The 15430-nt window shown below is 63.8% G+C and carries 13 protein-coding genes; 6 read left to right on the top strand and 7 right to left on the bottom strand.

All coding sequences use genetic code 11. The annotated features are described in order from the left end of the window. The 3 genes from FZZ93_RS12570 to FZZ93_RS12560 are packed head-to-tail and all read right to left on the bottom strand — an operon-like array spanning window position 1 to window position 1852. Entirely contained in the window at window positions 1-738 is a 738-nt protein-coding gene (locus tag FZZ93_RS12570) for a fimbrial biogenesis chaperone (protein WP_223111789.1), read from the bottom strand. Window positions 739-764: 26 nt separating this feature from the next. Further along, the gene (locus tag FZZ93_RS12565; RefSeq protein ID WP_223111788.1) at window positions 765-1238 is read right to left on the bottom strand and encodes a Csu type fimbrial protein; all 474 of its coding nucleotides are present in this window, start codon (window positions 1236-1238) and stop codon (window positions 765-767) included. A 56-nt stretch (window positions 1239-1294) separates the two neighbouring features. Then, window positions 1295-1852 carry a Csu type fimbrial protein gene (locus tag FZZ93_RS12560; RefSeq protein ID WP_149322665.1) on the bottom strand — a complete coding sequence of 186 codons (558 nt, stop codon included), beginning with the start codon at window positions 1850-1852 and terminating at the stop codon, window positions 1295-1297. A 452-nt stretch (window positions 1853-2304) separates the two neighbouring features. On the opposite strand from FZZ93_RS12560, the gene FZZ93_RS12555 reads away from it, so the two are divergent. Then, on the top strand, window positions 2305-3660 hold the full coding sequence (locus FZZ93_RS12555; RefSeq protein WP_149322664.1) for an 8-oxoguanine deaminase: 1356 nt from the start codon (window positions 2305-2307) through the stop codon (window positions 3658-3660). Window positions 3661-3722: 62 nt separating this feature from the next. Continuing rightward, window positions 3723-5069, top strand: a complete 1347-nt coding sequence (locus FZZ93_RS12550) for a uracil-xanthine permease family protein (protein WP_149322663.1) — start codon at window positions 3723-3725, stop codon at window positions 5067-5069. An 81-nt stretch (window positions 5070-5150) separates the two neighbouring features. On the opposite strand, the gene FZZ93_RS12545 is transcribed toward FZZ93_RS12550, so the two are convergent. From FZZ93_RS12545 to FZZ93_RS12535, 3 genes are all read right to left on the bottom strand, one after another. Beyond that, entirely contained in the window at window positions 5151-6887 is a 1737-nt protein-coding gene (locus FZZ93_RS12545) for an OFA family MFS transporter (protein ID WP_149322662.1), read from the bottom strand. 246 nt (window positions 6888-7133) lie between these two features. Then, window positions 7134-9143, bottom strand: a complete 2010-nt coding sequence (locus FZZ93_RS12540; protein WP_149322661.1) for a cache domain-containing protein — start codon at window positions 9141-9143, stop codon at window positions 7134-7136. Between the two features lies 1 nt (window position 9144). After that, window positions 9145-10521 (bottom strand): sigma-54-dependent transcriptional regulator, encoded by a 1377-nt coding sequence (locus FZZ93_RS12535; RefSeq protein WP_149322660.1) that lies wholly within the window; start codon window positions 10519-10521, stop codon window positions 9145-9147. A 245-nt stretch (window positions 10522-10766) separates the two neighbouring features. On the opposite strand from FZZ93_RS12535, the gene bhcR reads away from it, so the two are divergent. Beyond that, complete coding sequence (gene bhcR, locus FZZ93_RS12530) at window positions 10767-11603, top strand: HTH-type transcriptional regulator BhcR (RefSeq protein ID WP_149322659.1); 837 nt, start codon at window positions 10767-10769, stop codon at window positions 11601-11603. A gap of 24 nt (window positions 11604-11627) precedes the next feature. Here bhcR and FZZ93_RS12525 read toward each other — a convergent pair whose 3' ends face one another. After that, the gene (locus FZZ93_RS12525) at window positions 11628-12086 is read right to left on the bottom strand and encodes a MarR family winged helix-turn-helix transcriptional regulator (RefSeq protein ID WP_149322658.1); all 459 of its coding nucleotides are present in this window, start codon (window positions 12084-12086) and stop codon (window positions 11628-11630) included. Between the two features lie 114 nt (window positions 12087-12200). On the opposite strand from FZZ93_RS12525, the gene hmgA reads away from it, so the two are divergent. From hmgA to maiA, 3 genes are all read left to right on the top strand, one after another. Beyond that, window positions 12201-13508, top strand: a complete 1308-nt coding sequence (gene hmgA / locus FZZ93_RS12520) for a homogentisate 1,2-dioxygenase (RefSeq protein ID WP_149322657.1) — start codon at window positions 12201-12203, stop codon at window positions 13506-13508. Window positions 13509-13687: 179 nt separating this feature from the next. Then, window positions 13688-14707, top strand: coding sequence for a fumarylacetoacetate hydrolase family protein (locus FZZ93_RS12515; protein ID WP_149322656.1), 1020 nt, complete (start codon window positions 13688-13690; stop codon window positions 14705-14707). A gap of 19 nt (window positions 14708-14726) precedes the next feature. Continuing rightward, window positions 14727-15371, top strand: coding sequence for a maleylacetoacetate isomerase (gene maiA / locus FZZ93_RS12510; protein ID WP_149322655.1), 645 nt, complete (start codon window positions 14727-14729; stop codon window positions 15369-15371). The last annotated feature ends 59 nt before the right edge of the window (window positions 15372-15430 follow it).

The raw sequence follows: 15430 nt of genomic DNA, 5'->3' as shown, positions 1-15430 counted from the left end.
TCAAGGTGCCGAAGACCATCTCGCGAGGCGCACTGGCTCCCCACCATTGACGCGGGCGAACAGGGTGTCGCCTGGAGTCGTCTCTTCGAGTGGCCAGCGACGGTAGCTGTCGGCCAGCACATACCCCAAAAGCCCCTTGGTGATGGTGGCTCCCTGATCAAACGCCACTTCGGTGAGACGCGCATGTCGCTCGCCACGATTGCGCACCTCCAGGTAGCGTCGACCGTTCTCGCGAATGATGCGCCAGCCGAGCATGTTCGCAACCTCACTGGCCTCAGCGCCATCCTCGGGCGCGGCACCCTCGCCGTAATCGAACAATGGCAAGGAGTAGCGCATCTGCAGCTCGACACCGGCTCGGGTCTGACCAGCCGGCTCGTCGGATGAGGAGGAGGTCGGAACCTCGTCCAGGATGACGCGCCAGGCCCGCTCACCACCCGAGGGCGGTGGAGATGTCCTCCGAATCAGGCGCACGAGTTGCTGCTGTCCTGGCGCTATCTCCATCATCGGGGGACTGCCAACGAGGTCGTCCTGACTCTGGTACTGATCCTTGCCATCACGCTGCTGCCAATCGAAGATGCGTAGCTGAATCAGTGTCGGCTCGCTGCCACGGTTCTCCAGCCACAACGCCGTCGCCGATCGCCCGTTCTCGATGACCGGATGAATCGGCCAGATCAGCAAGGCGCTAGCGCTGGCCGGCAAGGCCATCACCAAAAGGCCAGCCATCAGCAAGCCTTTCATCGCGAGACTCCACCGTCTCATTGTCATTACCACTCCAGCGTCACCGCTAAACGATCCGTGTAAACACCCGGCGGTCGAGCGCCGGGCAACGTCAGCCGCCCATGTATCGGCAGGGAAATATTGTTCGGGTCGGAAAATGTGTCGACGGCAACCGAGGCGTCGATACCAATGGCCTGCTGATGGCTGGCATCAGCAAACAGGGCATAGGCCAGGCCCACACCAGCATCGTTCTCCATGTGGCGTACGCCACCACTGGCGTGAAGCCCGCCGTCAATACGCATGATCAGAGCGAGCCCCGGCGTGCAGCTCAGGGTCACACCGGCGGTATCGACCAACATCGACGTACGGGTTTGTTGCGATAATGAAGAAGCAGTGCCGAAATCCAGCGACCCCAGACTTCCCAGCGATGCACCATCCCCAGGGATTCCGTTGTCGACCAGGCAACCCTCGCTGATGGTGGCAGCGACCTGAAAGCTGGTCTGGGGGGCTGTCTGCGCCATCCCCTCCTGCACCGGCATTAAGCTCGCCAACAGCGCCGCCCACGACGCACTTCGACTCAAAATGACAGTTCGACGTTCAAGGTGTCGCTATAGCTGCCTGCCGCCAGCCCTGACTGGCCATAGGCCCGGCCATACAGCGGCAAGGTCTGGGGCGTTATGCCATCGGCCGTGCCAGACAGATCATATGGCGTACCGGACTCAAGGGCGCTGGTGCGCGCGGCATCGGTGTAGATCGAGTAGGGCACGAAGCTGCCACTGCCATTGGCCATGGCATGATTCTGTGCGCCGCTTTCGACATCGTTTGCCCCGCCGGTGATCTGGAAGGAGGGCGTGACCCCAGGCGAACATAATACCTCGATGGCGGCGCCATCATTGAGCACCTCGGAGTCAGCTTCAGAGAACAGCGTGGTATGGCTGCCAAACTCCAGACTCCCGAAATCCACGCCGCTGGTGGCCGTCGAACCATTGACCTCACAAGCTGCCGCCAACTCGATCGAGACATCGACGGTACCGGTGACGCTCTGGGCAAACGCCGAGCCGGTCATCAAGAATGGAAGGAGAGATGGAATGAGAACACCCCTCTTGAGCAGTAGGCCACATTGCCATTTCAACATGACATTTCTCCTTTGTCCCTTGCGCGCAATGCATGCTTCGACCGCCTGCCTTCAACATGGTCGACGTCATGTGAGGAAACAGTAATTCATATTTATATTGCCGTAGCTATGGTGGAAAATCGTCGCCACGTCAAGGTAGTGCCAATCCACATTCCACCCCTGATTCCCGGCAGGCCCACACGAAGCCAAACCTTTTCATCAAGTTAAACATCCGTGCTGGATCACGAAGCGTTGAAAGCAGGATCCACAGCGCCTGCTCCCACCGGTATGACTTGACAGCCGCGCCTGCGACTCGCATTTTGTACACAATCACCACCCATTATTGTTGAATGGTGGGTACACACAAATACAAAGGCACCTGAACCAAGGCTCAGGTCGGATCGTGAGACTTGGGTAACCCTTTGCCACTGGCAGGGGCCGCGTGCGCGCGGGACCCGAGGAGGACTCCACTGATGACCTCGAACGAACAGACTCTCTGGATCAAACATCCACTCGCCTGCAGTGACACGGGCGCCGCCGGCGGCGTGGTCGTCCAGGGCTCGCGTATCATCGAAGCGATACCCGCGGGAGCTCACCCCCAGAGCCGGGTCGATGCCACCTTCGATGCTTCTTGCCATGTCCTGTTGCCGGGGCTGGTCAACACCCATCATCACTTCTACCAGACCCTGACCCGGGCCTATTCTCCGGCCCTGAACAAGGAACTCTTTCCCTGGCTGACCACCCTCTACGACGTCTGGGCCAATCTCGACGAAGCGCAGATGGCCCTGGCCAGCGAGTTGGCCATGGTCGAACTGCTGATGTCCGGCTGCACCACGGTGGCCGATCACCACTACGTGTTCTCCGGTGCCCTGACCCGGGCCATCGACGTACAGGTGGAAACCGCCCGCCGCCTCGGCGTGCGCGCCGCCCTGACCCGCGGCTCGATGAGCGTCGGTCGCGACGATGGCGGCCTGCCGCCCCAGTCGGTGGTGCAGGATGAAGCCACCATCCTCGACGAGAGCGCCCGCCTGATCGACGCCTATCATGAGCGTGGCGACGGCGCCATGATCACCCTGGCGCTGGCCCCCTGCTCGCCCTTCTCGGTCAGTCGCGAACTGATGCAGGAAAGCGCGCACCTGGCCGAGACGCGTGACGTGCGCCTGCATACCCACCTGGCCGAAACCGAGGACGAAACGGCTTACTGCCAGCGCTTGTTTGGCATGCGTCCGCTGGACTACCTGGAGGCGACCGGTTGGCTGGGCGACCGTACCTGGCTGGCCCACGGCATCCACTTCAATGACGATGAAGTGGCACGCCTCGGCGCCGCCGGCACCGGCATCGCCCACTGCCCTTCGTCGAACATGGTGCTCGGCTCCGGCATGTGCCGCACCCTGGACCTGGAAGCTGCCGGCTGCCCGGTGGGCCTGGCCGTGGATGGCTCTGCCTCCAACGACCATTCCAACCTCGCCGAGGAGATGCGCCAGGCGCTACTGCTCGGACGCCTGCGTTATTCCCCCAGCCAGGTCACCCACGACGACGTGATCCGCTGGGCGACCCGCGGCTCCGCCGCCTGTCTGGGGCGTACCGACATCGGTGGCCTGGCGCCCGGTCAGCAGGCCGACCTGGCGCTGTTCAGCCTGGACGAGGCGCGCTTTTCCGGCGCCGATCATCCCATCGCCGCCCTGCTGCTGTGCGGCGCCCATCGCGCGGACCGCGTGATGGTCGCCGGGCAATGGCGGGTGACCGAGGGTCAGCCGGTGGACGTCGATCTCGACGCCCTGCTGGCCCGCCACGATGCAGCCGCCACCGCGTTGAGACGGGCGCTCTGAGATAGCGCCATCGCGGGACGGCTCACCAACGGGTTCCCAACAACGACAACAGGAGATACCCAATGTCGACACCCGATGCCGCCACCGAGGCCAAGCAGCCGAAGGTACGCAGCACCCACGACGTCAATGCCATGCCGCCCCTGTCACGGGCCATTCCACTGGGTATCCAGCACGTGCTGGCGATGTTCGTCAGTAACGTCACCGTGCCCATCATCATCGCCGGCGCCGCCGGTCTCTCGGAGGCCCAGACTACCCTGATGATCCAGGCGGCGATGTTCGTGGCCGGTGCCGCCACTCTGGTGCAGTCGCTGGGTCTGGGTCCCATCGGCGCCCGCCTGCCCATCGTGATGGGCACCAGCTTCGGCTTCGTGCCAGTGTTGATTCCCATCGCCGTGGGCATGGGCGTGCCTGCGGCCTTGGGCGCTGCCCTGTGCGGCGGGGTCGCCATGGCCCTGGTGGGCCTGTTCCTGCCCTGGGTGCGCTTCCTGTTCCCGCCAGTGGTGACCGGCACCTTCGTGATCATGATCGGCACCTTGCTGATGCCGGTCGGCTTCGCCTATGCCGCCGGGGGCTTCGGCGCCGAGGACTTCGGGGCCGCCCACAACTTGATCCTGGCGGCCCTGGTGCTGGTGATCATCCTCGGGCTGCACCAGTTCGGTCGCGGCATCTGGTCCGAGACGGCGCCACTGATCGGGCTGATCATCGGCTTCATCGTCGCGGCGGCCATGGGCTATGTGGACTTCGGCTCGGTCGCCCAGGCGGACTGGTTCTCGCTGCCGGTACCCTTCGCCATCGGGCTCGAATTCCACTTGGCCGCCATCGTGCCAGTGGTCCTGCTGGCGGTGGTCACCTGCGCCGAATCGATCGGCGACATCGTCGGCACCACCTCGGGTGGCATGGATCGCGAGCCCACCAAGAAAGAACTCTCCGGCGGCGTAATGGCCGATGGCCTGGCCAGTGTCTTCGCCGCCATCTTCAACGCCTATCCGCAGATCAGTTTCAGCCAGAACGTCGGCATCGTCGCCCTGACCGGGGTGGTCAGCCGCTATGTGGTGGCCATCGGCGGTGGTTTCCTGATGTTGGCCGGGCTGCTGCCCAAGCTGGGCGGGCTGGTCTCGGGCATTCCGAATGCCGTACTGGGCGGCACGGTGCTGATCATGTTCGGCATGATCGCCAGCGCCGGCATCAAGATGCTTTCCCATATCGACTTCAACAAGCGCAACATGGTGATCATCGGGGTCTCGCTGTCGGCGGCCATCGGCCTGCCGGCTCAGGAAGGCATCTACGCCGACTACAGCGAGAACGTCCAGGCGATCATCGAATCCGGCCTGATCCCTGGTGCGCTGTGCGCCATCGTGCTCAACCTCGTGCTGCCGCGCCAGGATCGCGTCTTCCGCGACGACGTCTGAACCGCAGCGACCCTACCCTTCGACACAACGGGGCCTCGCGCGCAGCGAGGCCCCGTTTTTGTGAGCGAGACCCGAACGCCGTTATTTCGCCGGCGCCGCCTCGGGGTGCGTGTTCTCCACATGATGCCGCTCACCCACCGGACGGATGAACAGATTGGCGAAGAAGGCGATCACCAGCAGTGCCGCCATGGCATACATGGTGGTGTTGTAGAGGCTGGACGTCGGGTCCACCGTTCCGGGCGGCGCGATCTCCATCAACCGCGCGATGGTGACCGTATTCGCCTCGACCAGCGCCTCAAGCTGTGCCACCGGCGCCCCGAACGCCTCGCGGAACACCGCTGGATCGATCTTGGCAACCAGCTCGGTGATGGCATTGTGGCGCGACATGTCACGCAGGAAGGTGATGGCGAAGGGCCCCAGCACGCCGGCGGTCGACCAGGCCGTGAGAATACGCCCGTGAATGCCGCCGACATGCAGGGTGCCGAAGACATCGGCCAGATAGGCCGGAATGGTCGCGAAACCGCCCCCGTACATGGTGAAGATCACCATGGTCGCCGCATAGAAGCCCGCCAGATAGATGACAGTCGGATTGCTGCTGACGGCCGATGCCAGGAAGGGAATCGACATGTAGAGCAGCGTGCCCAGCACGAAGAAGCAATGGTAGGTGTTCTTGCGGCCGATATAGTCCGATGTCGAGGCCCAGAAGAAGCGCCCCACCATGTTGAAGACCGATATCATCAGCACATAGGTCGAAGCGAAGGCCGCGGTGACGATGCCCGGCATCGTGGAACCGAATATCTCGGTCATCATGGTCTTGGCCACGCCGATAACACCGATGCCCGCTGTCACGTTGAAGCACAGCATGATCCACATCTGCCAGAACTGCCGTGTCTTGAGTGCTTGATTGATGTGCACGTGATTGCGGGTGATCATCGCCTTGTCATCGTGCTTCTCGGGCGGCGTCCAGCCCTCCGGCTTCCAGTCGGCCGGCGGCACCCGATAGCTGAAGGAGGCGATCATCATGATGACGAAGTAGACAACGCCAAGAGTGAGGAAGGTCGCGGCGGCCCCGGTGTCCCCCGTGCCCACTGCGTAGACACCGGCCTCGCCACCGCCCGGCAGCTCCGCGGCCTGAGCAGCCGAGGCAACGACCACCTCGACCTGGCCGTTGGCCGTCTCGGCGAAACGGCGCCCCGCCTCGGTCATCAGCTCCATCGTATCCGCGCTGCCGAGATAGGTCGGCGCCTCGGCGAAGGTGTTCAACAGGTAGCCGATCAGCGGCGCACCGATCATCGCACCACCCCCGAAGCCCATGATCGCCATGCCGGTCGCCATCCCCCGACGATCGGGAAACCAGCGGATCAAGGTCGAGACAGGCGAGACGTAGGCCAGCCCCAGCCCACAGCCGCCGATGACCCCATAGCCGAGATAGATCAGCCACAACTGATGGCTGACGATGCCCAGCGAGCCGACCAGGAAACCGCCACCCCAGCAGAAGGCAGAGACCACGCCGACCATGCGCGGCCCAACCTCCTCGAGCCACTTGCCGCCGAACGCCGCAGCAAGACCGAGGGTGAAGATGGCCACGGAAAAGATCCAGACGACGGATGACAGGTCCCAGTCACCGGCGGCCGGCGCCACCACCCCGAACTGCTGGGTCAAGGCCGGATTGAAGACGGACCAGGCGTACACCGAGCCGATGCACAGGTGTATCGCGATCGATGCCAAGGGCACCAGCCAGCGATTAAAACCAGGTTTGGCGACGATGTGCTCTTTCAGCAGGAAAGAGAACATGCCGCGAGAGTTGGCGTTGCTCATTGTTGTCATATCTCCCGTGTTGACCGCGCGTCCTCTTCGGAAGCGCTTTCTGGTCGTGATGCGACACGCTGTCACACCCACGGAAGAATGGGTCTCCGGCCCATCGCCGTCAAATCAAACCCCTTTATTATCAACTAGATAGAATGACATCTTGTCATCACCACCACGCCCTCGACAGCATTGTCGTGGTCGAATAGTCCTCGACCCTCCACTCGATCGCAGTAGAACAGGACATTCTGACCCTTTTCACTGGCAAGCCGGTATCCAGACGGTGAACCGGCTGCCGGAGCCCTCCTCGCTGGTCGCCTCGATCCAGCCCCCAGCACGGCCCATGAGCGTCTGACTGATCGACAGACCGAGCCCCGTGCCCTGGGAGCGCTTGGTGGTAAAGAAGGGATCGAAGATACGCTTGAGCACTTCGGGCGCCATTCCACGTCCGGTATCCATCACGATGATCGCCACCCAAGGTGCGCCCTCGACATCGCGATCCTTGGTCTCCAGGGTCAGGGTACCGCCTTCGGGCATGGCGTGGATCGCATTCACCACCAGGTTGATGATGACCTGCTGCAACTCGGTTCGCTCCACCAGGATGCTGGCCATGCTCCGATCATCCCGCTCGACGGTGACGCCGGCCTTGCTCGACAGGTGGCGGGTCAGCACCAGGCAGTCGTCGATCACCTCGGCAGGCACCAGGCGATTGGCCGAGCCCGAGAACTCACCGGGGCGCGCGAATTGCAGCAGCTTGGAGATGATCGCCGAAATGCGATGCACCTGGTCATCGATCAGATCGAACTCGGTGGCGACCTCATCGACCCGCGAACCGAGGCTCTGGCGGGCCACATCCAGATTGCCCTGGATGACCGCCACGGGATTGTTGATCTCGTGGGCGACACCGGCGGTGATTTCACCGACCGCCGCCAGTTTCTCCGACATCACCAACTGCTCGGTGGTGCGCTCCAGGCGCCGGTTGGCCTCCTGGAGATCACGGGTACGCTCCTCGACCTTGTCATTCAGTTCGCTCGCCCAGTCACGCAGCCGACGATCCCGCTCCTGGACCTGATCGAGCAGGTCATCGAGATGACGGGCCACCCGACTGATCTCGCCACGGCCGCCTCCCGTTCCGATGCGCGCGCCCAAATCGCCCGACTCGACGCGTCCGATAGTGTCGTTCATGCGTTCCAGCGGGCGAAAGATGCGCCGCGCCCAGCGCAGGAAGATCGGCACGGAGATCGCGGTGATCGCCAGGAAGATCACGGCGATGAGAATGATGCTGGAGGTGCGCGCCTCGCGAAATGGTGCCTCGAGGAAGCCGACATAGAGCATCCCGACCCGCTCGCCATGGCTATCGACGATGGGTTCATAGGCGGAGACATACCAGTCGTTGACCACGAAGGCACGATCGAGCCAGACCTCGCCCCGCTCCAGCACCTGCGACCGGACTTCGGCCGAGACCTGGGTGCCGAGCGCCCGCGAGCCCTCGAAGAGTCGCACATTGGTCGACACGCGAACATCGTCGAGGAACAGGGTGGCCGTGCCCTGGCTGCCCTCGGGCAGGCTACGATCGCGATAGACCAGGTCGTTGATGGTATCGATGAAATCGAGGTTGCGGTTGAGCAAGCGCCCTCCGACCAGAGCCGCACGCCGACCGTCCGGCAGCCGGACCGGCGCCGCCGCATGCAGCACCATGCCGTTCTCGACCACACGGCGAGAGGTGGGTGCCGCCGCGCGGGTCGGGACAACCTCGACCCGTGCCCGCTCGGCCAGGGTCGGTGACAGGGCCGTCAATTGCTCATGATCGAAGACATCGACCGCACTGCGCGTTGTGCCATCGAGCGCCGCCCGCACCACCGGCCAGCCCTGGGCCGCAAAATCCGTCCCGGACGGCGTATCGGAAGGAATGATGCGCCCATCGCGGGTCGTCACGTAAAGGAAATCGAATCCCAGCTCATGGCGACTCTGCTCGAGGAAATCCGCCGCTGAACCGGTTTCCGGCCGAGCCATTCCCTCGGCAAAGGCGACGGACGCGCCCAGGGCCTCGATACGGTCCCCCGAATTCTCGCGGAGCCGAGCCATGTACTGATGGGCGATGGTCAGATCGCCATTGACCTTGACCGTCAGCAGGTCATCCACCTTTCCGGACCAGCGCCATACGGCCATGCCCAGCAACAACGGCAACAGCACTAGCATCGGCAGCAGGGCAATGACCAGCAGGCGCACACGCACCGACCGCGCCCAGGAAGGCAGCAGCCGCTTCATGTCAGAGGCCCCAGGCGGCGCACTTGCGATCCACGGTCTTGCGCGAGACTCCTAGCCGTCGAGCGGCCTCGGCACGATTGCCATGAGTCGCCTCCAGGGCATCGAGAATCTGGCGGCGCTCGACGACCTCCAGCGTCTCGATCTCGGTCTCTGGCGGAGGCGCCAGCGTCTCGAGCGGAAAGCGACCGAAGATCAACGAGCGCTCGATGAAGTTCAGCAACTCGCGGATATTGCCCGGCCAGCGATGGCGCAGGATCGCCGTTCGGGTCGAGGCATCGATTTCCAATCGAGCGAGCCCCAGCTGGCGGGAAATTTCGCACATGAACAGCTCAGCCAGTGCCAGGGTATCCGCGCCGCGCAGTCGCAGCGGCGGCATCTTGATCTCGATGACATTGACCCGAAAATAGAGGTCCTCCCGGAAACGCCCCGCCGCGACCTCATGGGCCAGATCCTTGGACGTCGCACACACAAAGCGCAGGTCCAGCGGCACCTCCTGCTCGCCGCCCACCGGCCGCACGGTGCGATCCTCGAGCACTCGGGTCAGCGCCAACTGCGCGGCAGACGACAACTCCCCGATTTCATCGAGAAAGACCGTGCCGCCCTGGGCGGAAACCAGCAGGCCCTCGCGATGCTCTTCGGCACCGGCAAAGGCATTGCGCGTATGACCGAACAGCTCGATTTCCAGCATGTCGGCAGGGATCGCCGCGCAATTCACCGCCACGAAGGGACGCGAAGCCCGCTCCGAGGCAGCGTGCAGGTGTCGCGCCGCCACCTCCTTGCCGGTACCGGACTCGCCTCGGATCAGGATCGGCGTCGGCATGTTGGTCACCCGGTCGAGGGTGCGTCGAACGTCCTCGATCTCTTCGGAATCGCCGATGAGCTCACTGCGACGCCGTCGCCAGATATCAACGCTCTGCAGCTCGTGGCGCAGCAGGGCGTTCTCCCGCTTGAGCTGGCCAAACTCGATGCAGCGACGCACGGCATTCAGTACCTGGTTGGAACGCACCGGCTTGAGAATGAAGTCCCGGGCCCCGGCGCGCATGGCCTCGATGGCGGTATCCAGATCGGCGTAGGCCGTGACGACGATGGTATCGGCGATGGCACCCTGGCGATGTCGCTCGGCCAGCCACTCGATACCATTGCGCCCGGGCATGACGTTGTCGAGCAACACGACATCGAAGCTTGCCTGACGCATCCGGGCCTCGGCCTGCTCGACATCCTCGGCCTCGACGACCTCGCGACAATAGAGTCGCAACGTCTTCACCAGGAAGTTGCGCATGCCCGGCTCGTCGTCGATCACCAGCACGGCAGCCTGGGCCAGCAGCCCGGTCAATTCATTCGGGCGCACTCCATCATGCTCTTGATCTTGTTCTGGCATCGCCACTCTACTCCCGATAACGAGGCGAACGCTCGATGATACGTCAACCGAAGCGCCGAGCGGGCACATCTTCCACCAAAGGTGAGTCTGGAAACCATTTCCGAAAGCGAGACAGATCGGCCACGACACGGTATGCTGACGAGTCATCGAGCCGGTACGCTTTCAAGCCGGCTCCATCAAGGCGATCAGGAGCAACGCCTTGACGCCAGGTCAATAACAACGGCAGCAATGCGGGAGACGACGAGGTGACCGAAGGCAGGCGCAGAACAGCGGGACGACCGGCAACCGGCAAGAGCAGCGGCGGGCATAGCCAATCGCTGGTGCGCGGGCTCAATCTGCTCGAACGCCTGGCAGGCAGCCCTGGCGGCCTGGCCCTTTCCGAGATCGCCGAACAGTCGGAACTCGCCCCCTCGACGACCCACCGGCTGCTGCAGGCCCTGCAGAGCCAGGGCTATGTCACCCAGGACAACGAGCTCGGCGTGTGGAAGATCGACGTCAAGACCTTCCGCATCGGCAACAGCTTCCTCGAAGCGCGGGACTTCGTCGGCACCAGCCGCCCATTCCTGCGCCGACTGACCAACCAGACCGGCGAAACCGCCAACCTCGGTGTCCGCGAGGGCAGCACGGCCGTCTTCCTCGCCCAGAGCGAATCGCCGCAGATGATGCGCATGATCACTCGCCTGGGTTCCCGTGCTCCCCTGCACGCCTCCGGCGTCGGCAAGGCGTTGATGGCCTGGCTGCCGGACGATGAACTCGAGCGCATTCTCGAAGAACGAGGCCTGGCGCGGGTCACCAACAATACCCTGCACGACCCCGTGGCGCTGCGCGAAAGCATGGCTCAAATCCGCGAGCAGGGTTATGCCTGCGACCGCGAAGAACATGCCGTCGGCCTGCACTGTGTGGCCGCCTGCATTCACGACGAACACGGCACGCCGCTGGCCGCTATCTCCGTTTCCGGCCCGGTGGCCCGCATTCCCGAAGCCCGGCTGTTGGAACTCGGCGAGCTGGTTCGCGATGCCGCCAGCGACATCACCGCCCAGCTCGGCGGTCGCGTGCCCGCCCCGGACGAAATTCCGGCCTGATACCCGGGGTTTTCCGCGCGCCGGCTACTCGTCGTCTCTCAGTGGCCGCTCGAGCCGCTCCATCATGTCGAGCAGCCGGTGGTATTCCTCCGTCGCCAGCGGCGCGACCAACTCCGCCTCCCATGCCCTTACCTGCGGGACCAATTCCACCATCAGCGCCTGGCCGGCCTCGGTCAGGCGTAGATCTTGCCAACGCTGGTCCCGGGGCGACGGGCGGCGAACCATCAAGCCGCGCCCCTCGAGAACCTGAATAGCCCGCGACACCCGAGCCTTGTCCATTCGGGTCGCCGCACAGATCTGCTTCGCGGTCAGCTCGTGGCGATGATGCAGCCAGGCCAGCACCCGCCATTGCGCCACATTCAAGTCGTAATGGGCTTCATAGAGCTGTGCCAGGGCCTCGCTGACGCGATCCGCCAGTCGATCCAGTCGATAGGGAAGAAAATGCTCGAGGTCGAACTCCGTCGATAGATTCTCGTCTGTCATGGGTCATCCTGGTGGCGGCAGGTGCGTCGAACTAATAGTTGCACATGAAACCATGCACGACTAACCTTCTCCATATAGTTTCACATGAAACCATATGCCGTGAGGTCGTCCAGAATGACAACATCGCTCGACTATCAATGTGGCTTTCGCAACCACTTCGCCACTGAAGCCCTCCCCGGAGCGCTTCCCCAAGGACAGAATTCACCGCAACGCTGCCCCTATGGCCTGTATGCCGAACAACTCTCCGGTTCGGCATTCACCGCGCCGCGCCATCACAACCTGCGCAGCTGGCTATATCGCATTCGTCCCTCGGTGGTACAAAGTGGCTACGAGCCGTTGGAGATGGGCAAGGTGGCGACCTCGCCACTGGATAATCCCGCCGCCGATCCCAATCAGATGCGCTGGGATCCCGCCCCGCTGCCCGAGGCGCCCACCGACTTCATCGATGGGCTGCTGAGCGTGGCCGTCAACGGCGATGCCGACGCGCAGCGCGGCTGTGGCGTGCATGTCTACGCCTTCAACCGCGACATGGTCGAGCGCTTCTTCTACAACGCCGATGGTGAACTGTTGATCGTTCCGCAACAGGGCGGCCTGCGCCTGCGCACCGAGCTGGGCGAGCTAGACGTCAGCGGCGGCGAGATCGCCGTGATCCCGCGTGGCGTCAAGTTCCAGGTCCGCCTCGCTGCCGACTGCGACGCCGCCCGCGGCTATATCTGCGAGAACTACGGCATGCCCCTCGAGCTGCCGGGCCTGGGGCCCATCGGCGCCAATGGCCTGGCCAATCCGCGTGACTTCGAAAGCCCGGTGGCCGCCTATGAGGATCGCGAAGGCGACATTGAGCTGGTGGCCAAGTTCTCCGGCCACTTCTGGACCACCCGCCTGGATCACTCGCCCCTGGATGTGGTGGCCTGGCACGGCAATTACGCGCCCTACAAGTACGACCTGGCGTGCTTCAATACCATCAACACGGTGAGCTTCGATCACCCCGATCCCTCGATCTTCACGGTGCTGACATCGCCGTCGGACACCGACGGCATGGCCAATATCGATTTCGTCATCTTCCCACCGCGCTGGATGGTCGCCGAGCACACCTTCCGGCCGCCCTGGTTCCACCGCAACCTGATGAGCGAATTCATGGGCCTGATCCACGGCACCTACGATGCCAAGGCCGAAGGTTTCCGGCCCGGCGGCGCCAGCCTGCACAACTGCATGTCGCCCCATGGCCCGGATGCCGAGACGTTCGAGAAGGCCTCAACGGCAGAATTGACGCCGCAGCACCTTGGCAACACCTTGGCGTTCATGTTCGAGAGCCGCTATGTCTTCCACCCCACGAAGGCCGCCCTGGACGCCGACTTCCGGCAACGCGACTACGTTGATGTCTGGTCGACCCTGCGCTCGCACTTCGACCCGACGACCCGCTGAGCTGACGACGGTGATGAGCGCCGGGGACAAGATGCAGCGAGGGTCTTTTGCCAGGGATGGCAAAAGTAGCGCCCAGGGAAGGGTTTACAGCGCCCTCGCGGAGTCTTGTCGACGGACAAGCTCATCACTTTCCAGCAATCGACATCCGCACTCCCTCTGACAGCACAGGAACGACACCCATGAAACTCGCTTCTCTCAACCAAGGCCGCGACGGCGAACTGATCGTGGTCTCGCGCGACCTGACCCGCGCCGTGCGCGCCACCGACATCGCACCGACCCTGCAAGCCGCCATCGAGAACTGGGATGCGCTGGCGGCGCGCCTCGAGCAGCGCTATGCCCAGCTCAACGACGGCCAGGCCGAAGCCGCCTTCGAGCTCGATCAGGCCGCACTGCATTCCCCCTTGCCGCGCACCTACAACTGGGCCGACGGCTCGGCCTACCTCAACCACGTCCAGCTGGTGCGTCAGGCGCGGGGCGCCGAGATGCCGGAAACCTTCTGGACCGACCCGCTGATGTACCAGGGCGGCGGCGACCGTTTCATCGCCCCCACCGAGGACATCGAGGCGGTCAGCGAGGAGCACGGCATCGATTTCGAGGGCGAGATCGCCGTGATCACCGACGACGTGCCCATGGGCGTCGGTGCCGAGGCCGCCGCCGACCACATCAAGCTGGTGATGCTGGTCAACGACGTCAGCCTGCGCGGCCTGATCCCCGGGGAACTGGCCAAGGGTTTCGGCTTCTTCCAGGCCAAGCCGGCCTCCAGTTTCTCGCCGATCTGCGTGACACCTGACGAGCTGGGCGACGCCTGGCGTGACGGTCGCGTCCACCTGCCGCTCAGCGTTCATCTCAACGGCGACAAGTTCGGCGAGCCCGAGGCCGGCCCCGACATGATCTTCGGCTTTCCCGAGCTGGTCGCCCACGCCGCCCGCACCCGCCATCTGGGCGCAGGTGCCGTCATCGGCTCGGGGACCGTCTCCAATCCGGATGCCAATGGTGGACCCGGCAAGCCGGTCAAGGACGGCGGAGTCGGCTACAGTTGTCTGGCCGAGGTGCGCATGGTCGAGAAGATCCTCCACGGCGACAGCAAGACGCCCTTCATGCGCTTCGGCGACCGGGTGCGCATCGAGATGTTCGACCGCGAAGGCCAGAGCATCTTCGGCGCCATCGACCAGCAGGTCGTGAAATATCAACCGCAATGACCCTCAAGGAGGCAGGCAAATGACGACACTCTACGGCTATTTCCGCTCGTCGGCCGCCTACCGGGTACGCATCGCGCTTAACCTGAAGAACCTGGCCTATGACCAGGCCCCGATCAACCTGGTCAAGGGCGAACAGCGTGACGACGCCTTTCTCGCCCACAACCCACAGGGCCTGGTGCCGATGTTAATGACCGACAACGGGATCCGGCTCACCCAGTCGCTGGCGATCTGCGAGTACCTGGACGAGCGCTACCCGGAGCCGGCCCTGCTGCCCAGCGAACTCGAGGAGCGCGCCCGGGTCCGGGCGCTGGCTCAGGTGGTGGCCTGCGAGATCCACCCGCTCGACAACCTGCGAGTGCTCAAGTATCTGGTGAATGAACTCGGGGTCGAGGACGACGCCAAGCAAACCTGGTATCGCCACTGGATCCACCAGGGCTTCTCCGCCCTGGAGAGCATGCTCAGCCGAGAGGCCGGCAGCGGCGACTTCTGCCACGGCGATGCACCAACCCTGGCCGATATCTGCCTGGTGCCGCAGGTCTTCAACGCCGAACGCTTCGAATGCGACCTCTCGGCCTACCCGCGGATCCGGCGCATCACCGAGAACGCCCGCGCCCTGGATGCCTTCCGGCTTGCCGCCCCCGGCGAGCAGCCAGATGCCAGCTGAGCAAGCCTCTGTATTATGAGCAACCGGGTCAGGCCAAGAAAGTGGCCTGACTCAAACCA

This window comes from Halomonas eurihalina, assembly GCF_008274785.1.
In the GTDB taxonomy this organism is placed as follows: domain Bacteria; phylum Pseudomonadota; class Gammaproteobacteria; order Pseudomonadales; family Halomonadaceae; genus Halomonas; species Halomonas eurihalina.
Note: the sequence above shows the minus strand (reverse complement) of the source record. Positions and strands in the feature narration are given on the sequence as shown.